Raw genomic sequence first — 20231 nt, forward strand, 5'->3', positions numbered from 1 at the left:
CCTAAATGGCGATGTCGAGCTTAATTTATTCTTTTTGTCACTTTAGCGATTCTATCAATCATTTTAATGGCTCTATCCACGATTTTGACGTTTCTATCCACGACCTTGGCTCTTCTATCCACGACTTTGGCGGTTCTATCCACGACTTTGGCGGTTCTATCCACGACTTTGGCGGTTCTATCCACGACTTTGGCGGTTCTATCCACGACCTTGGCGGTTCTATCCACGACCTTGGCGGTTCTTTCCGTCGCTCTCGCCTTTCTATCCGTCACTTCAGCTCTTCTTTCCATCGCTCTGGTTTCCATCCGTCACTCTCGCATTTCTATCCGTCGCTTCAGCACTTCTTTCCGTCGCTCTGGTTTCCATCCGTCACCTTGGCTCTTCTATCCGTCGCTTCGACTCTCCTTTCCGTCGCTCTCGCTTTTCTATCCGTCACTTCAGCTCTTCTTTCCGTCGCTCTGGTTTCCATCCGCCACCTTGACTCTTCTTTCCGTCGCTCTCGCCTTTTCATCCGTCGCCTCGGCACTTCTAGCCGCCACTTCGATAGTTCTATCCGCCACTCCGACGTTTCTATCCACCGCTCAGCATGTATTAATTCGTTTTTTTACTAAAACGATCCACAATCATGGATAATGCACCATCTCCAGTTACATTTGTAGCTGTGCCAAAGCTATCTTGCGCTAGGTACAATGCTATCATCAGTGCAACCATTGTTTCATCAAAGCCGAGCATTGTTTGCAGCAAACCAATCGCTGCCATAACAGCGCCCCCTGGGACACCTGGTGCGGCAACCATCGTAATACCTAACATAAAAATAAAGCCTATATATTGTGCAAAACTTATATCCATACCATTCATCATCATAACACCTAAAGAACATGTCACTAATGTAATCGTACTGCCTGATAAATGAATTGTTGCAAACAATGGGATTGTAAAGTTCGTTACTTTTTCTGAAGCGCCCGTTTTTTGTGCTTGACGCAATGTAACCGGAATTGCCGCTGCTGAAGATTGTGTGCCCAATGCTGTAAAATACGCAGGAAGCATAATTCGAAGTAACTTAAGAGGGTTTTTCTTATTTAAAATTCCCGCAGCTGTATATTGAACTAGTAATATTACCCAATGCATCACAATTATTAGTACGAATACAATTGCGAAAACAGATAAGATTTTTGCTACTTGACCACCAAATGTCATGTTCAAGAAGATACCGAAAATATGGAATGGTAAAAGTGGAATAATAACGAATGCTATCAATTTTTCAATGATAACATTAAACTCTTCAAAACCACGTTTCATAACATCACTTTGAATGGCGGCCATCCCAATACCTATAATAAACGCAAAAATTAGTGCAGCCATCACATCCATTAATGGTGGCATGTCAACTTTAAAAAATGCCTGCGCTAAAAATTCCTCAGGGTTTTTCATACTTTCCATTTCACCGTTTGCAATGAAATTAGGCAATACATTTCGCGCTACGAAAAAGGCGACTATACCAGCCAGTATTGTTGAGAAATAAGCAAAGAATGTTGCCAACCCTAATAATTTCCCTGAGCCTTTTCCAAGCTGGGCAATACCTGGCGCAATAAATCCAATAATAATAAGTGGTACAACAAAATTTAAAAAATTACCGAATAAACCATTAAATGTTGCAAATATACGTACAAATGGCTCTGACACAAAATTCCCAAGTATTACCGCTAATAAAATAGCGATAACGATTTTTGCCAATAGACCCAATTTTAGTTTCATCTCAATGTCCTCCTTAAAAAAACAACTGTCTTCCCTGAATGTATATTAGTAATTTATCATAAATTGTTGCTCTAATAAACCGTTTGATAAATAGACAGAATCGCAGAATTATTATTTATAATCTAAAAATAATCCTAACCTCGTTCTCAGAAAAGATAAAAAACCTTAAAGCAGACAAGTACAATGTGTCTACTTTAAGGTTCCTTTTCAATTTACTACTATTACATAGAGAACTTATAGCTTAGCAAAGGATTAGCTTCATTCGTTACGTTCAAGTTGTATGCTAGTCTCAAATATTGACAGCTACTGATTTTTGGATTCCACTTTCCTATTTAGTGAGCTGTAATCCTTCCTCTGTACTCACTGGTAAAATTGAATCTTTACCTAAACCATTAATATATTTCATAATCTGTTCTAAAATTTCTGGCGTTGTTTCATACTCTTCCAATCGCTCTTCTGTAATACCGTGCAACATAATAATGACCCAAGATTTCTCAGCAACCGCTTTATCAATCCATTTTTTCACATCCGAAAATTCTGTTGTATTTGTAATAGCATATGATTTTAGCCAGTACGGATCGTAATTATTAGGTACATTCGTTTCTCTACCTAATACACGTATACCGTCAAAATATTGCATAGCAATTTTCCGTATTTCTTCATTATAATCAGAATAAGGAATCGCAACAGTTGAAACGACACCTTTACCTAGTAAAGACTCGATTGTTTTTATGCTTTCAGCAAATTCATAATGAATATCGCCCACAGATTTTTTTGTTAGGAATTGATGATTTTGTGTATGAGATGCAATTTCTAACCCTAAATCATGTGCAACCCATACTTGAGATGGTGTCATATAAATCTCATCGTCTGAGTACAATTTATTACCGATAATATTAAAAGTTCCCGGCATATTATATTTCGAATGAAGTGGTAGTGCCTTATCATACCAATTTCGATAGCCATCGTCATAGGATAAAGTTACAAGTGCCTGTCCATGATAATCAGAAGGATTTAAAGGCGTGATTTTTTTAATATTTTCAATCGCAAAATTGGTCGTAAAAATCAACTTAAAACTATTTTTTAAACGCTTTGATTTATCATTTTCAATATCAGTTTGGACATTTAACGTGTATGTCGTATAGTTTTCGTATGGTTTTTTAGGCTTCACTTTGACTTTATTCTTATTAATCTCTAATGTAATCGGAAAATCATTTCCCGCTTCATCTTTAAGCGTAATTGACGAGCTAGTAATCGATTCTTTATTAATTGGATGGTTAAATGTAATCGTCCATTCCTTATTCAAATCTGTAATTTCTTTGTGCTCTACCAAAGATTCCGCTTTTGTTATAGTAATACCATTCATGCAAAAAAGCACAAATGGTATCGCTAATACAACGATCAGCTTTCTCCACTGAATCAATCGTTCTCTCTCCTTTAAACCACTATTCAAACCTCTTAAATGTTTCTTGCATAATTCCATAGGATTTTTTTAAGCGTTCTTCAGTTTTAGGCATATTCCAATTATCCCATGTAAAACTATGCAATTGATTAAGTTCACCTTTTTCAATCTCTGGCAACGAAGAGACAACCTCATGCTTATCATTAACAAACAATGCACCTATATTTATTTCATCTACAAAAACTGATACTTCTCCGTTTTCTTTATAAAAATCCCCTATAAATTCTTTATGGCTAGGATCTTTTGATTGAAGAAGTAACCAAGGAATACGTAATTCTATAGTTCCGTCGTCGCTCCAATTATAATCGACAAGTGAATTATAATTCTCTGCCTCCGGATTACCATTCCCCTCTATTAATTTGCCTGTTTCATATGCTTCAAAAGGTACAGTTATATCCCGTTCTGGCAGGTATAGCTCCTTATTTAAAGCATAGTAAATCGGGCTGAACGTAGTGTTCTCCTTCATAACGTTTGGAGATGGTATGTCGATAAGCTTTAATTCATGCCCATATAAATAAGAATAGAAATCATAATACGGGTCGATGACAATACGTGACTCTTTATTCTTATTGAGCTCGACAACAAACTCAATACCATTACTAAACGTTACTCCTTTTAAATCTGATTTGGCTGTTTTTCCTTGATTCGGAATAACATCTAATAGAATTTGAGTCGAAGATGTTTTATTGAGTAAATCTCCATTTAATTGAAGGTACAAGTATCTTTCATCATAATCCACGCTCATTGAAGGCTTGTTTTTTTGTTGTTCATATATGGGAGGAGCTTTCCATTCTGACGTATCTCCGTCAACCTGCACCTTATGCTGATCAAAGCTTAGTAAACCAAATTGTTGTTCATTTGTTTGTGCATTAGACCAATAAGGGCGTTGGTTTGGATTATCATAGTCCATCGTATTCCATGTGCGTTTAAACCACTCATCTTGCCAGGTAAATACTAATCCGCCCAGTAAATCCTCTGCCATAATATCCTCAAACAGATGTGTTAATATTTCACCTTGTTCCTGCTCTGATACAAATCCTTGAGTCCAGCCGTACGGATTATCATGAGTTAAACCGCGTGAACCAGGGATTCCAAACTCAGCGATTAATATCGGCATACGATGTGCAGCGTGTAAGTCTGCTAAATAACCAGCATAACTATTTTTTTCTCCACGATGATCCACATACGACAAGTATTTTTGATCATAGTTAAAGAAATCTGGGTAGTATGGATACACATGGTACGATGCAAATTGACCTGTTTGTTTCGCCAACCCTTTTGTATAAATAACATTCGGATTAACACTTGCAATATCTTCATCTGTATTCGGCTCAGATGGATGATTTAATAAATCTGTTGTAACCCAGTTTGTAAAGCTCATAGGGTGCATCCAGCCATAATTATTTTGCTCATATTGCGTAAGGTAATCCATTTGCTCTGCAAGCCAATACTCAAATGGGGTAGCATCTTTCGTTTCGAAATAAACACCATCATATTGTCCAATATTTGCATGCTTTTCATTTGTTCCGTTTACCATATGAGGGTACCATTCAATACCAACAACCCAACCGATTATATACTGAGAAACATCCGTATCATAATAACCAGAAGCATGTCCTACTTCGTGTTCTACATATTTATTACCGTGAATAACATCTACAAGGGTTTTCATTTCTGCTCGGAATTTCTCAAGCGTTGCAGGATCATAAGCATCTAAAGTTTCCTCTAAACCTTCTTCTTCAATCCACACTCCATGTAGTACATATAAAGGATTTTCTGCTTCTTCATTATATCTTTTCAAAGCTCTATAAAAGCCAGGTGGATGTAACGTATAGACTCGAATTGTATTGGCATTCATTTCACCAATCTGTTGGAACCAACGATAATATTCATCCTCCGTAATGGCTGCCTCTCCAGGGAAATAACCGGGTTTTGCCATCCCCAGATTAACGCCTTTAAGGGTGATCGCTTCCCACTGTCCATCTTTTAAGATTTCAAATGTTTGATCATTAATACGTGCATTATAACCTAATTTATTTGTTGCTGAATCGTTAGCTTTCTGCTTAACTTCTTTTTTCTCGAACTCTTCTAAAATAGACTTCATCATCGGTACATAGGCTGACCAATAAAAATCATCATCTGAAAAATGTTGTAAAACTTTATAGACCGATGCTAGCCCTTTCATCTTATAGAAAAATGGCACTTTATTCATATCATTAAAATCGCCTGCAAAATAATAATTTGTAGCGTTTTTTCGTTCACCTGAAACAACTGCTGCGAATGAAAGGGGAATATCATGTTCATTTAATAATTTTTTACCTTCATTCGTTAAACTCCACTCATAATTCGCTAAAACATCTTGCTCATTTTCCGCGGTAACAATATCAAACCAGTAATCATAACGTGGGCTTGATGAAACATCCAAGAACTTTTGTCCTTCTTTAGTGAAGTTAAGATAAATACCTTCTTTATCAATATGTTTATTGAATTCTAAAACAATAACCTCATCTGTAAAGTCATTCACTAATATGAAGCCCCCACCTTCATATTTCCAGTCATCCTTAAATTTATCAACAACCCATTGTGGTATTTCATTATTTTTTCTATAGTCTAATTCTTCAAAATAGCGACCAATCCAGCCAGTCCAATCTATTTTCAAATACTCTAGCACTTGATTTCGAACTTCTGGAGACGTTGGTGATGCAATAGAGTTAAATTCTGCTATAAATAAACTTTTTTCTGCACTAGTTAAACGTTTCATAATAGCATCCCATTCTTGCGATTCTAATCCACCAACCATTTTCTTTGAGCGTGCCCCCAATCTTTCTTGCTTTGGGTTAAGATCATCTTCATAGACACCATACGTATCTGCTAAATAGATGGCATCATAACCTTTGTAATCTTTTGGCATTTCAGAAGTAGACACACTGTTATTTTTCACATCTGGAATTGTACCAAAATAATCTTCGGACTCATCATATTGGCCTTCTTTATGTTCGTACTTCAAATAATTTAATAGCCAAGTTAACCCTAAATGCTCTCGATATGAATCATCCTTCACTGTTTTATCAATGATTGCAACATTCAGTTGTTTATTAGGTGACACAAACCAAAGAGCTATTGGTATCACTATAAGTAATAGCACTACTATTATTCCCAAATAAATACGTTTCATATCGATTCTTGCTCCTTGCTTGAAATACCTTTACGATCCATTCTGCCCCACTCTCGTCTTCTTACTAAAAAGTTTAAAAGACCTTCACAGCGCCAAATGAGTGTAATGGGACGATACCAAAAAATTTCTGTGAAACTTAATAACATCATACGTAATAAATCAGCAACCTTGAACGTTTTATTTTTGCTCCATGCTTCAAATAACACCGCCATCATTGAAAATACAACACCATAAAGCACAAATGCTAAAAGTAGCAAAATGGCTATCTCATAATAGATATCACCTAAGAAAAAAGCACAAACAATATAAATATACCCACCTAGTTCGATAATCGGCCCTAAACCTTCTACCAGCCAAAAATACGGGACGGATAATAACCCAATACCGCCATATCTCGGATTTAAAGTCATGGTTTTATGGTTCCATAAACTCTCCAATAACCCTTGATGCCATCTCCTTCTTTGTCGCCTTAAAACAGCCATCGTTTCTGGTGCCTCTGTCCAACAAACAGGGTTCTCTACAAATTCAATACGTTTATTTTCTTTCTTTTTACGGATATATCGATGCAGTTTTACTACAAGTTCCATATCTTCACCAATCATACTTTTAGTATAACCACCTGCTTCTACTACCCATTTTTTTGAAAACACACTAAATGCACCTGAAATAATTAAAACCAAGTTAAATTTACTTAATGTAACGCGACCTATCAAAAAAGCTCTAAAGTATTCAATAATTTGCATAGTAACTAAATAATTTTTAGATAAGTTTGTTTCTAATATGGAGCCAAGTTGCATGTTCATTCCATTGGCTATTTGAACATTTCCTCCTGCCGCAATAACCTCACCATCAGATAAGGCAATTGGCTTCATCAAACGCAATAAAGATGTACTCTCCAGAATTGAATCTCCGTCAACAGAGCAAAAATAAGGATATTTTGCAACATTAATACCTACATTCAAAGCATCTGCCTTTCCACCATTCTCTTTCTCTACTAAAAAACAATTTGGGTGTATTTGTGATTGATAGATTTGAATAATGGGACTTGCTGGGGTTTCCATCTTTATTACTTTTTCAATTTTTTTCATTTGAAATTGCTCAATAACTATTTCTTGAGTACAATCAGTAGAACCATCATTGACAATGATGATTTCAAATTCTGGATAGTGTAAACTAAGTAGAGAATGAATACTATCCACAATACCTACTTCTTCATTATAAGCAGGTATAATTACAGATACTGGCTTAGAATAGAACGCATCAATATACGTATCATCCATTTCAGATTGATCAAGCCTATATTCTTTTCGTAGCTTTAAAAGGGCAAAGAAGAACATAAGTCCATACGTTACTATAACTAGTAGCATATAAATTATGATTAACCCGCCAAAAAACCACATTAAATAGTCAAGTATTATCATACTGCACGCATCCTTTTTTCTAATACTTCATTAGCCATATCAATTGCATATTGGTCATTTGTTGTTGCAATGAATTCTTTTAATCTCTGATAACCTCGTGGATCTTCAATGATCGTGTTTGCTGCTTGTGATCGCACCCACCAATTACTATCCTGTAACAATTTTTCTAAATGCTCGGCAGTATATGTTAAAGGTGCATATTTAAATAATTTTGCGATCATTAATTTTTCTTCCCATATAGACGAATTGACAAATGGAATATACGTCTCTAAACTTCGAATAACGCCAATTCTTTCAAGTCCTCTAAGAGTACGAATACGAATTTCAGTATCCTCACTTACTAGTAATTCTTCAAGTCCCTCTATAACAGCCATACTGCCCTTTGCTGCAATTGTATCAATCAATGCATATTGTGCTGCTTGTTGTAAATTCTCCATCTTTTCCATAAGGCGTTGAAGCATCTCTACTTCTAAATATGAGAATAACTTTTTATATTCACTTTCTGAAAAAGAATAATTACATAGCAATATTTCTTGTATAAATTTTTCTTTTTCAAGAATAGAATATATTTTTAATAGCTGAAATACTTCTATAGAATGTTTGTGTTTAATCGATACTTCGCAAGTACCGATAAGCTCTTGTATATGAAAATCAGCAATGCGGTACATAGCATTCATTTTCCTACTCCAGTTTCTGGATTTTAATTCATTTTGGTAATATTCCTTTAAATACATCTGTGCAAAAGTATAGATTTTTTGTTGAATAATTGGATTGGATATATTTCTTAAATACGATAAAAATATGTGTTCTACCGCTAATATTTGATGTTTATTTTTAGGAATTAGCGTCACAGTTAATTGGTCGTCGCCTAGAAAGTACCCCTGCCAAAGTATTTTTGTATTTTGTATATACTTTTCCATCTCTTGATTCTTTCTTTCTTCGTTCCTTCTTTGATAAATTAAATAGATCATTGCTACACCACAAAATCCTAAGAGAATAGCAATAATATACAAAAACAATTGAATAGATAATTCAATCATAATCATAACCTCGCAAATGTTCTTTTTAATTGTGCTTGAAATAAATTTAAATCAAATGGCTTAATTAAATACTCATCAACGCCACTTTCATATGCGTAGATCATATCTGACTGAGATTTTCTATTTGTCATCATATAAATAATAAATTTCTTTTGATTAGCCATTTGCCTTAATGCGTGTAAGACATTGAGGCCATTTTTACGAGGTAAAATATCATTCATAATGACGATATGCGTATGTCCAGATAAATACCAATCTGACTGTAAAAATTCGTATCCATCTGAAAAAACTTTTGTTTCCAATTGAAAGTGATCTACTATCATTTTTTGAACTGTCAATTCTAATACTTCGCTAAAAATAGCATTTTCCTCTAAAATACTGACTTTCACTCTTTTAATTGGCTGTGCCTTAAAGCTCGTCACGATTTCGATTTCCCAAGGTTCCGATAGTTGACTTAAAACTTCAAACTGTTTATCTATTAAATCTTCAAACATTACTTGATCATTTTTAATCTCTACAATGATTCCCTGCAATGTAAAAGCTGAATCGATTTTAGTAGGGAAGTTCTCATTTTTTACGAGTTGAAAAATTCGATTTAAAAACGCTTTTCCCTCCTCCTCACCATTTTGTGGTAGCAAAATTCCCCATCGTAAACTTCCCTCTAACTTAAAAAGCATATCGGTGTTCCGAACTTCGGATACAAAAAAATGAGCAATTTGTTCTTCTAATTTTTCAATCACATTAAATTGATGGGAATCAGTTACAGTTGCCTTTAAAAAAATAACTGTCATTTCCATATGTGAACGAATAACATTTGCCTTTAATACATCAAAAAGTGGTATAATATCACTTTCATTCAAAATTTTTACTTTTTGTGTAGCTTTAATTAAAGTGTCCATCCTATACTCCTCTTACATTTTTTTAATATGATATTTGATTGTTCTGTAAAACTATCATGATCAATAGATAGTTTTCATAGTTTCATGCGATTTTCTTATTTTTAAGTTCACTTATTGAAGTGCGGGAATCCATTACTGTAAAATTAAATAGAATATATTCCACAAAAAAATTGATGATTGCTAATACAATATCCGCTATAACAAATTTGTATAGACTCAATCATCTAATCCACCCTAAAATAAACTTAGTTTTATCAAATGAGTATAACTGCTTCTAGAACTTTCTACATAGAGGTACAAGCATTCTGTAGCTGACGCTTTGCTTTCGCAGCAAAACATCTACTGAAGGAAGATAAAAAATAGTTAACGGTCACACGAATATATACAAGATATTTTTCCTTAGTAATATGTGCTTCTTGGAGATACAGATAAAGGTAGGATATTGCTTTTTACTCGATTTCGTTATGTGCTTTTTCAACGTTTTACAGTATATCATATTAGAATCCTTTTTTAAGAATATCAGTTCAAACTAAACAAATTCTAAACAAATCAAAAATTTTAAAAATTCCATCAAAATACCATAGGATAAAATGAAAAAATCTGCTGTTTCCCCCACATAAGCTGAAGAAGTTTTACAGATTATTAGCTCATCACCATAACGTGTGGTTAATTTCCGTTCCGACTGGGAGCGTCCAGCCTTCATTCCAATCAACCTATAAACATGGCATTTTAACAAATGTCATCCACAACTTTTCGTGATGAGCTAGATTATTTCCTTTTATGACAACGAACAAATAAAGGAAAAATGCCTTTTTATCGCTGATTACAAGACAACTTTATCTCGGTTAATTAAATAGCCGATAAGATATTTATGGTCGCATTTCAATCCAACTTTCAAGATGGTGGATTGCAATACCATTAAAGCTCTGTTTTTCGGAAAAATATTTTTGAATTTTGTTCAATTGTCGATTCATATACGCTTCCCCTTCTTCTGAGAAGCTAACTAAGTCGCCCTCTGCTGACTTCAAAGATTCAACACCTACAACAACTTTTTTGTCCATTCGTTTAGCATATTCAATTTCATTTTTTACGATTTGTATAATGTCCTGTGAATTATCTCGATAAGCCATTATCGTCACACCATCTGAATAATTAATTAACCATTCAGATAAAATGCCTTTACCATATTTAGTCTCAAATGAAATTTCGTCATACCAAAAAGGTATATCTAATTCTAGAGGTAATTTTAATGACCTTGCTTTCATTTTGGCATGTATAACTAACTGTTGATAGGTTTGAATCGCGGTTGTTTGTTTTGTAGACCAAATATTTGTATCATATGGCTCAATATCTAGATGAATTCCTAAAAAACGTTGTGCCTCTGTTGCTTCACGTTGATAAAGCTCTAGCCAATTCATAAGTTGATTTTGATACTCAATGCCATTCTCTGTAATCCAATAGGCTTCCCCAGCAAGTGCGTATATTTGGATGTTTTTTGCGGTAGCCTTTTCAATAAAGCTTCGATAAACGCTTCTCGACATTTCATAATCAATTTGTAAATAAACTTTGTTTATTCGTTTACTTTCTAAAAATTGCAATGTACTGGTTTCGTTATCTACAAGTATCCACGGATTCCATATCCATGTAGAACGTTCATCTTCTGTAATACTATCTGCCTTTATAGTTGTACTATTTAGCGACATAAACATTATGCATATGATCACCAACTTTAACTTTCGACTATTAATAATTTCAGCCAGCCCCATTCATTCAAACTAGTTATACCATATCGAAAATTTATGTAAATAGAAATAAACAAAAAGAAGGATATCTCTCTTTTTACTATTATTCCTTATAAAGCAGGATTTTCTTCTTAGAAGACTGGTCAATCCCTCTCTATTTTTACAAAAAAAATAGTACAAACCTAAGTTTGTACTATTACATCCACTGAATGAGGATAAATTATTTAACTGGAACAACCGAGCCTTTCCACTTTTTAACGATGAAGTCTTGGATTTCTTTAGACGTTAATACTTCTACTAATTTTTTAATTTCTGGTTTTGTTTCATCACCAGCGCGTACAGTAATAATGTTGACATATGGAGACTCTTTATCTTCAAGAGAAATAGAATCTTCCATTGGATTTAGACCGTTGTCGATTGCGTAGTTAGAATTGATAAGAACTGCATCACCTTCATCATTTTCATACATTTGTACAAGCATTTCAGGACCTGTATTTGCGTCGAATTTGAACTTTTTAGGGTTTTCTTCGATATCTTTAAGCTCAGCAGATGTTTTATCTACTCCATCCTTTAGTTTAATTAAGCCCTTAGCTTCTAATAATGAAAGCATGCGCCCGTGGTCTGTAACGGAGTTAGAAAGTAAAATTGTTGCACCTTCTGGTAGATCATCAAGAGATTTATACTTTTTAGAGTAGATACCGATTGGCTCGATATGAATACCACCAGCGTTTACAAAATCATAACCTTTATCTTTAATTTCCTTCTCTAAATAAGGAATATGTTGGAAGTAGTTTGCATCAATTTCTTTAGCTTCTAAATCTTGGTTTGGTAATACATAGTCTTGATATGTTGCAATTTCAAGATCGATACCTTGTTTAGCTAAAATTGGTTTTGCTTGTTCTAGAATAACTGCGTGAGGTACATTTGAAGCACCTACTTTTAATGTTACATTTTCTTTACCGTCTGTTCCGTTTGTATCTTCTTTTTTACCAGCACCACAAGCAGCTAAAGCTAGTACCAGTACTGATAAGAATAATCCTGCTAATAATTTCTTCATTTTATTACACTCCTTTAATCTTGTTTAAATATGTTAGTGGTATAAAACCAAAATAACCCTGTAATTCTTAGCGTTTATCGGTTTTCGCTGTAATCATATCGCCAATCCATTGAATGATAAATACAACTACTAAGATTAAAATAGTCGCCATTAATGTCACATCTCCATGATTACGTTGGAAACCGTCTAAGAAAGCTGAATTCCCCAAACCGCCTGCACCGATAATACCTGCCATCGCAGTATAACCAACAAGTGCTACGGCAGTAACTGTAATACCTGAAATAAGTGCTGGTAACGATTCTGGAATTAGTACTTTCCAAATAATCGTTGACGTTTTAGCCCCCATTGAACGAGCTGCTTCAATAACACCCTTATCAATTTCACGTAATGCAATTAATACCATTCGTGCATAGAATGGTGCAGCACCAATAATTAATGCTGGTAAAGCTGCGTTCGCTCCGCGAATTGTGCCAAGTAAAAATTTCGTAAATGGAATTAATAAAATGATTAGCACAATAAATGGAATAGAGCGAAAAATGTTAACAATCGAATTTGTCAAAAAATTCACAATTTTGTTTGCCCATAGTTGAGTTGGACTTGTTAAAAATAGTACGATCCCAATTGCTAAGCCAAGTATAAATGTGATAACTGTAGAGATCGTTGTCATGTACAGTGTTTGATACGTAGCTTCCCACATTTTTTCCCAGTCGACATTCGGAAAGAGACTAGTTAGCATTTGCAATCACCTCCGTTTGTACTTCGACTGTATTTAAGTAGTTAAGTGCATCCGCAACATTATCCTTTGAGCCGTTTATTTGCACTATAAGTGTACCGTACGCACCATTTTTCGTTTGCGAAATATTACCATGTACAATGCTGACTTCCACATCAAACTGTTTCACAAGATGTGAAATGACAGGTTGCTCTGTTTTTTCTCCTACAAAGATCAGCTTTACAAGTTGTCCAGTAGGGTAATTTGCTTTAATTTGAGCCACAGTTTCCTGTGTTTCTTTCGTATCTGTAATTTGAGAAACGAATTTTTTCGTAATGGTAGCTTGCGGTGCTTGGAATACTTGTAATACCTCACCACGCTCTACAATTTCTCCGGCTTCCATAACCGCTACACGATGACAAATTTTGCGAATAACGTGCATTTCATGTGTAATTAATACGATCGTTAGACCTAAGCGTTCATTAATATCGACAAGTAGATCAAGAATAGCATCTGTTGTCTCCGGATCGAGTGCAGACGTTGCCTCATCGCATAATAATACCTCTGGGTTATTAGCAAGCGCGCGCGCAATACCTACACGTTGCTTTTGTCCCCCTGATAGCTGTGATGGATACGCCTTAGCACGCCCCCCCAAGCCAACAAGTGTGATCAATTCGTTCACTCGTGCTTCACGTTGTGCCTTTGGAACACCTGCGATTTCTAGTGGGAAAGCGATATTTTCCTCAACAGTTCTTGACCAAAGTAAATTAAAATGCTGGAAAATCATACTTACCTTTTGTCTAGCATCTCTGAGCTTTTGCCCCTTTATAGATGAAAATTCTTGATTGTTAACCGTCACCGTACCAGTTGTAGGCTTTTCTAAACCGTTTAATAAGCGAATCATCGTACTTTTACCAGCGCCACTATAGCCGATAATGCCAAAAATTTCACCTTTATTGATAGAAAGATTGACGTCTTTGACTGCAGTTAATTCGCCATTCACGGTTTTGTATTTTTTTGTAATATTCTGAAGTTGAATCATAGCGAATTCTCCTTTTCTCATATCAATTATGCCCCGACATAATAGCGTCCGGAATCGGTTTGTGCTTAGGCCTGCACGAGGGACGACACGATGTCGGTCATTTCGGTAATGCCACAGGACGTGGCGTTTTTACCGATGCAGGTCAGTTAGCCGTTATCGCATGGATGCGATGATTTTAGGCTAACATCCTATATTGAACTCATTTCCGATTCCATGACATCCGCCGAAGGCATTGAGCCAACGTGATGTTGGTCACTCAGTCGTGTGTTGGAAGTAGTTAAAAAGACCCCTTCACTTATAGACAAGTAGAAGGGGTCACGTAATTATACGCTAAACCGTTCTCTCATCTTTCAAAGATCAATCTTTGAGTGATTTGGCACCTTTTCACTTTGTGATGGTTGCCGGGCTTCATAGGGCACTTCCCTCCGCCACTCTTTATAAGAGTTCGATATATTTATTTTTTTTAGTATATTCGTACTTTATCACGCTATCAAAGTTCAGTCAATTGATTTTTTTAGCAATTCGTATAAAAATGGTACGGATTGAAAGGCATATACCTTTTCTGTTACTTTTCCGCCATCACACACGAGTAAACATGGTACACTTTCGATTTTATTATCAAAAGCTATGTGCTCTATAAAATTAATATTCGCTTTACCAACCTGTAGCTGTGGCAGCAATTGCTCGACAATCGTCATCATTTTCGATGCAACTGCACACGTTCCACACATAGGCGTATATAAATAAAAGGCAGCCTTTTCACCGGACTGTACAGCCGTATCCCACTGCTCTTTTGACCATTCTTCCATCTTTTCACGCAACCTTACAAAATATATTCATTATGGATTGAGAAGTGTGCACGCAGCAATATCATCGCTAACACCTTTCTCGGAGTTGTCTCAACTTCCTTATATGTCGGCATCGTACGTAAATGCTCAGCCTCTGGATAATGTCTGTCCATTAATGCCCGTAGCTTATCACCCGATGTATCTGCATCAAAAAATGTATAAAGCTCACAGCCCTCATATGGATCGAGTAACTCTTCTAATTGATGCACACCAATTGTACCATTCGTACAAAGTATTATAACATCTTCACTTAAAATAGGTTTAATTTGAAGTTTATCCGAACGACCTTCGACAATTAAGCATTTTCCCTCGAACATCACGCCACCCCCATTAGACATATACCTTATAGCTCATTATATCCATTACGCTCTGTCGGTGATCATATAAGACACCCATTGATAAGGGCCTACAACGGCTTTCGCCTCCCCAACTATAGTGGGAAATGAATGAAGATAATAAAAAACGCCGGTGATTTCCGACGTTTTTTAGGGCTTGTCTTATTCAGCAATCATTTCTTCGTATTGCTCAGCTGTCATAAGCTTTTCAACTTCTGATGCATCAGCAAGCTCTACAACGATCATCCATGCTTTTTCATATGGTGATTCATTCACGAATTCTGGGCTATCTTCTAAATCTGCATTTACTTCAACTACTGTACCTGAGATTGGTGCGTATAATTCAGAAACTGTTTTTACAGATTCTACACTACCGAATGGATCATCTGTTTTAATTTCGTCGCCAACTTGTGGAAGCTCAACGAAAACGATATCTCCAAGTTCAGATTGTGCGAAGTGAGAAATACCGATACGTACTTTACCATCTTCTAATTTTACCCATTCATGCTCTTCAGAGTAACGTAAGTCTTTTGGTGTGCTCATGCAATAAACCCCTCCATAAAATATGTAGTATATTCACTTTCAGTTTGCCATACTTCTCCTATAAAAACAAGGATAAATAGGGTTATTTCCAAGCTTGCTCAAAATCTGATTCTTTAAACCCTAAAGTTACTTTTTTCCCATCTGTTACGATTGGACGTTTAATCAGCATACCATCTGAAGCAAGCAGTTCAAGCTGCTCCTCTTCAGTCATGTCAGCAAGCTTATCCTTTAAGCCAAGCTCACGATACTTCATACCAGAAGTATTGAAAAATTTCTTTAACGGCAGTCCACTTTCTTGCCATAAATTTGTTAATTCGTCCTTTGTAGGCGGTTGCTCGACAATATGTACCTCTTCGAATGAAATCTCATTGTCCTTTAACCATTTTTGAGCTTTTTTACAAGTAGTACATTTTGGATAATGAATAAATTGAATCGTCATTTAAAGGCTCCTCTACAATCATTTTTAGGACACTACATTTTCAGCGTCTCCCTCATTTTCTGTAGTATACCATCATAACAGTTATGAACCAAAATGAAACTCATTATGACAAAGCGTGGGGGTGATTTCCGTTCCGGCTGGCTGTGCGAAAGCGCAGCGGCAGCAACAACTTGGTTTTGTCTGTGCGAAAGCGCAGCGGCAGCAACAATTTGGTTTTGTCTGTGCGAAAGCGGAGCGGCAGCAACAATTTGGTTTTGTCTGTGCGAAAGCGCAGCGGCAGCAACAATTTGGTTTTGTCTGTGCGAAAGCGCAGCGGCAGCAACAATTTGGGCGAAGGAAATGTCTCGTTGCTCCAAAATGTCGATCGCTGATAAAATATCTAGAACCGCTGATAATAACATGAAAACCGCTGATAAAATACCAAGAATCGCTGATAACAACATGAAAACCGCTGATAAAATACCAAGAATCGCTGATAACAACATGAAAATCGCTGATAAAATACCAAGAACCGCTGATAAAATAGAATCGCGCGCCTAGCTGGAACGGAAATCCATCCCTCGTTTTGCCGAAGAGCCTTATTTTTATTTTCAACAAAAAACCTAGCTATCTCATCTATGCGGATAGCTAGGTTAGTCTGCAATATTAAACTACATATTTTTCAGCTTCAATTAATTTAACAGAAGCTTCGCGTTTCTTCGCGATTAAGTTGTACGGATTGTTGCGCGTTAACTTACGTAGTGCAGACAATGTCATGCGTGCAGCGTCGCCGTCTGCTGAAGCAAGAATCGTATCTTTTGCTTCTTTTTCAATTTCTGCAAATGCTTCTTGGCAGAAGATTTGAGTGTAAAGTAATTTTTGATGTGCTTTTTCAACTCCGTCACGAGCAATCGCTTTTTCTGTACGTAATACAGCTGATTCCATAGCGAACAGTTGGTTTGTGATATTTGCAATATTCACCAATACTTCTTGCTCTTGATCAAGCTTTGCGCCGTAGCGTTGTGCTGCTAAACCTGATGCTAATACAGCAATTTTCTTCGCATTTTTCACAAGATACTTTTCTTGTGCTAGCGGCTCTGTGCCAACATCCTCAGGCATTAGCATAAGAAGCTCCTGTTGTAAGTTTTGAGCAACTTGTAGCAATGGCAATTCACCTTTTAATGCCTTTTTCATAAATGTACCTGGTACAATCATGCGGTTAATTTCATTAGTACCTTCAAAAATACGGTTAATACGTGAATCGCGATAAATACGCTCTACTTCGTATTCAGCCATAAAGCCGTAACCACCGTGTAATTGAACCGCTTCATCTGCAATGTAATCTAAAGTCTCAGAACCAAATACTTTCGCAATAGAACATTCAATAGCATACTCAGCAATTGCACTAGCAATAACTTTCCCTTGCTTTTGCTCATCTGGGCTTAGCTGGCTTAAACGATCCTCAAATAAACCTACAGTACGATAATTTAATGACTCAGACGCATACAATTGTGAAGCCATTGTCGATAATTTTTCTTTTGTTAGATTGAAATCAGACAACTTTGTTTTAAATTGTTGACGTTGGTTTGTATATTGAATCGCTAGCTCTAAAGCACGCTTCGAGCCACCAATCGTTCCTACCCCCAGTTTATAACGACCGATATTTAAAATATTAAAGGCAATAACATGACCGCGACCCACTTCACCTAATAAGTTTTCTGCAGGTACTTCCGCATCTTCAAGTACTAATGTACGAGTTGATGAAGATTTAATACCCATTTTCTTCTCTTCTGGTCCAACCGATACACCATTGAAAGTACGTTCTACGATAAATGCTGAGAATTTGTCGCCATCAATTTTTGCATAAACAACAAATACATCTGCAAAGCCTGCATTTGTAATCCATTGCTTTTCACCATTCAAAATATAATGTGTACCTGCATCATTTAACTTCGCAGTCGTTTTTGCACCTAATGCATCAGAACCTGAACCTGGCTCTGTTAATGCGTAGGCAGCAATTAATTCACCTGACGCAAGCTTCGGTAAATACTTTTTCTTTTGATCTTCATTTCCAAAAAGTACGATTGGTAAAGAACCAATACCTACATGTGCACCGTGTGTAATAGAGAAGCCACCAGCAACAGACATTTTTTCTGCGATTAATGCAGAAGAAACTTTGTCTAAGCCTAGACCCTCATATTCTTCAGGTACATCTGCACTTAGTAAGCCGAGCTCACCTGCGCTTTTTAGTAGACGAACTGAATGCTCAAATTCATGGTTTTCTAATTTTTCAACGACTGGTAACACTTCATTTGCAACATACTCTTCTGTTGTTTTAGCAATCATCTTATGCTCATCTGTGAAATCTTCTGGTGTAAATACACGATTTAATTCCACATCTTCAATAATAAATCCGCCGCCTTTAATGAAATCCGTTGTTTTTTCTGTCATTCTAAATTCCTCCCTATGCATCTATTGTTAATGGCTTTTTTTCCCGATATATAGAAAAGCTTGAAGCACCTTGTCCGGAGGCAACCAGAAACGCCGCACTCCAAGCTTATCTAGCGAAAATAAAGAAGTTAAAGAATTTCAAATACTCCTGCTGCACCCATACCGCCGCCAATACACATTGTCACGACACCATATTTTTTACCTTGGCGCTTCAATTCATGAATAAGCTTTAATGTTAAAATGGCTCCCGTTGCACCGAGTGGGTGACCAACGGCAATTGCTCCACCATTGACATTTACTTTATTTTGGTCAATGCCTAATTGACGTACGACCTGTAAGGACTGTGACGCGAATGCTTCGTTAATTTCCCATAAGTCAATATCATCTATTGATAAACCTGCAATTTCAAGTGCTTTTGGTACTGCCACGATTGGACCAATACCCATCACCTCAGGAGGTACGCCACCAACTGCAAAGCCTAAAAACTTAGCCATTGGTGTAAGCCCTTGCTTTTCAGCTTCCTCACGATCCATCACAAGTACTGCTGCTGCACCATCAGAAGTTTGAGAGGCATTACCAGCTGTAACACTTCCCTGTACATGGAAGGCTGGACGAAGCTTCGCTAAACCTTCTACAGATGTTCCTGGACGTACACCTTCATCCATGCTAAAAGTGAATTTTTTCACTTGTGGTTTGTTGTTATCATCTACATAATGTTGTTCCACTTCGATAGGTACAATTTCATCATTGAATTTACCTTCTTTAATCGCTTTTTCTGCAAGCTCATGTGAACGAACAGCAAATGCATCCTGATCTTCTCGGCTAACATTGTACTGACGTGCCACTTCCTCAGCCGTATGCCCCATCCCCATATAATATTGCGGAGCAGTTTCTGCTAAAGTCGGATTTAAGCGAGGTGTATTACCGACCATTGGCACCATACTCATAGACTCGACGCCACCCGCAAGAATCGCCTTAGAATGTCCTAGCATTACACGCTCTGCTGCAAAAGCAATTGCTTGTAAACCTGATGAACAGAATCTATTAATTGTCAGTGCTGGTGTTGTATCTGGTAACCCTGCAAGCGCTCCTATATTACGTGCTACGTTCATGCCCTGCTCAGCTTCAGGCATTGCACATCCTAAAATTAAATCGTCAATCGGACCTTCATAGCCCGCTCTTTTCAATGTTTCTTTGACAACAACTGCTCCAAAATCATCTGGTCTAACTGTTGCTAAAGAACCCTTCTTCGCTTTTCCAATCGGAGTTCGTGCTCCTGCTACAATAACGGCTTCACGCATCGTATTAATCCCCCTTTGTTTCATGTGCAA

At 36.5% G+C, this 20231-nt stretch carries 18 protein-coding genes and 1 riboswitch; of the genes, 2 read left to right on the forward strand and 16 right to left on the reverse strand.

Annotated elements, in window-relative coordinates:
* Positions 1–5: 5 nt before the first annotated feature.
* Positions 6–611 carry a hypothetical protein gene (locus ACVWXS_RS05860; RefSeq protein WP_456956863.1) on the forward strand — a complete coding sequence of 202 codons (606 nt, stop codon included), beginning with the start codon at positions 6–8 and terminating at the stop codon, positions 609–611.
* On the opposite strand, the gene ACVWXS_RS05865 is transcribed toward ACVWXS_RS05860, so the two are convergent.
* The 14 genes from ACVWXS_RS05865 to ACVWXS_RS05930 form a co-directional block, all read right to left on the reverse strand.
* Positions 592–1755, reverse strand: coding sequence for a dicarboxylate/amino acid:cation symporter (locus ACVWXS_RS05865; protein ID WP_456956865.1), 1164 nt, complete (start codon positions 1753–1755; stop codon positions 592–594). The genes ACVWXS_RS05860 and ACVWXS_RS05865 overlap by 20 nt on opposite strands.
* Positions 1756–2083: 328 nt before the next feature.
* Positions 2084–3178, reverse strand: a complete 1095-nt coding sequence (locus ACVWXS_RS05870; RefSeq protein WP_456956867.1) for a polysaccharide deacetylase family protein — start codon at positions 3176–3178, stop codon at positions 2084–2086.
* Between the two features lie 22 nt (positions 3179–3200).
* Positions 3201–6392 carry a hypothetical protein gene (locus ACVWXS_RS05875; protein ID WP_456956869.1) on the reverse strand — a complete coding sequence of 1064 codons (3192 nt, stop codon included), beginning with the start codon at positions 6390–6392 and terminating at the stop codon, positions 3201–3203.
* On the reverse strand, positions 6389–7813 hold the full coding sequence (locus tag ACVWXS_RS05880; RefSeq protein ID WP_456956871.1) for a glycosyltransferase family 2 protein: 1425 nt from the start codon (positions 7811–7813) through the stop codon (positions 6389–6391). The genes ACVWXS_RS05875 and ACVWXS_RS05880 overlap by 4 nt, the downstream gene beginning before the upstream one ends.
* Positions 7810–8853 carry a HEAT repeat domain-containing protein gene (locus ACVWXS_RS05885; RefSeq protein ID WP_456956873.1) on the reverse strand — a complete coding sequence of 348 codons (1044 nt, stop codon included), beginning with the start codon at positions 8851–8853 and terminating at the stop codon, positions 7810–7812. Before ACVWXS_RS05885 ends, ACVWXS_RS05880 begins: the two co-directional genes overlap by 4 nt.
* Before the next feature lie 2 nt (positions 8854–8855).
* A complete protein-coding gene (locus ACVWXS_RS05890; RefSeq protein ID WP_456956875.1) occupies positions 8856–9752 on the reverse strand; it encodes a response regulator transcription factor in 897 nt (298 codons plus the stop codon).
* An 869-nt stretch (positions 9753–10621) separates the two neighbouring features.
* Positions 10622–11461: an amidase gene (locus ACVWXS_RS05895; protein WP_456956877.1), complete on the reverse strand. Its 840-nt coding sequence runs from the start codon at positions 11459–11461 to the stop codon at positions 10622–10624.
* Positions 11462–11714: 253 nt separating this feature from the next.
* A complete protein-coding gene (locus ACVWXS_RS05900; protein WP_456956879.1) occupies positions 11715–12551 on the reverse strand; it encodes a MetQ/NlpA family ABC transporter substrate-binding protein in 837 nt (278 codons plus the stop codon).
* A 67-nt stretch (positions 12552–12618) separates the two neighbouring features.
* The gene (locus ACVWXS_RS05905) at positions 12619–13287 is read right to left on the reverse strand and encodes a methionine ABC transporter permease (protein WP_427420585.1); all 669 of its coding nucleotides are present in this window, start codon (positions 13285–13287) and stop codon (positions 12619–12621) included.
* Positions 13277–14305 (reverse strand): methionine ABC transporter ATP-binding protein, encoded by a 1029-nt coding sequence (locus ACVWXS_RS05910; RefSeq protein WP_456956881.1) that lies wholly within the window; start codon positions 14303–14305, stop codon positions 13277–13279. Before ACVWXS_RS05910 ends, ACVWXS_RS05905 begins: the two co-directional genes overlap by 11 nt.
* A 340-nt stretch (positions 14306–14645) precedes the next feature.
* Positions 14646–14749, reverse strand: a riboswitch (SAM riboswitch).
* 53 nt (positions 14750–14802) lie between these two features.
* Positions 14803–15114: a thioredoxin family protein gene (locus ACVWXS_RS05915; protein WP_068985360.1), complete on the reverse strand. Its 312-nt coding sequence runs from the start codon at positions 15112–15114 to the stop codon at positions 14803–14805.
* Between the two features lie 14 nt (positions 15115–15128).
* Positions 15129–15470: a toprim domain-containing protein gene (locus ACVWXS_RS05920; protein WP_068985361.1), complete on the reverse strand. Its 342-nt coding sequence runs from the start codon at positions 15468–15470 to the stop codon at positions 15129–15131.
* Between the two features lie 180 nt (positions 15471–15650).
* The gene (gene gcvH / locus ACVWXS_RS05925; RefSeq protein ID WP_368637829.1) at positions 15651–16031 is read right to left on the reverse strand and encodes a glycine cleavage system protein GcvH; all 381 of its coding nucleotides are present in this window, start codon (positions 16029–16031) and stop codon (positions 15651–15653) included.
* Between the two features lie 82 nt (positions 16032–16113).
* Complete coding sequence (locus ACVWXS_RS05930; protein ID WP_223555842.1) at positions 16114–16470, reverse strand: arsenate reductase family protein; 357 nt, start codon at positions 16468–16470, stop codon at positions 16114–16116.
* Positions 16471–16575: 105 nt separating this feature from the next.
* Here ACVWXS_RS05930 and ACVWXS_RS05935 point away from each other — a divergent pair, with 105 nt between their 5' ends.
* Positions 16576–17010 carry a hypothetical protein gene (locus ACVWXS_RS05935; RefSeq protein ID WP_456956885.1) on the forward strand — a complete coding sequence of 145 codons (435 nt, stop codon included), beginning with the start codon at positions 16576–16578 and terminating at the stop codon, positions 17008–17010.
* Between the two features lie 105 nt (positions 17011–17115).
* Here the strand turns inward: ACVWXS_RS05935 and ACVWXS_RS05940 are convergent, their stop codons facing one another.
* Together ACVWXS_RS05940 and ACVWXS_RS05945 are read right to left on the reverse strand one after the other, a co-directional pair.
* On the reverse strand, positions 17116–18900 hold the full coding sequence (locus ACVWXS_RS05940) for an acyl-CoA dehydrogenase family protein (RefSeq protein WP_456956887.1): 1785 nt from the start codon (positions 18898–18900) through the stop codon (positions 17116–17118).
* Between the two features lie 128 nt (positions 18901–19028).
* Positions 19029–20201: an acetyl-CoA C-acetyltransferase gene (locus ACVWXS_RS05945; RefSeq protein WP_374965453.1), complete on the reverse strand. Its 1173-nt coding sequence runs from the start codon at positions 20199–20201 to the stop codon at positions 19029–19031.
* Positions 20202–20231 lie beyond the last annotated feature (30 nt).

It is taken from the genome of Lysinibacillus sp. TE18511 (assembly GCF_054062295.1).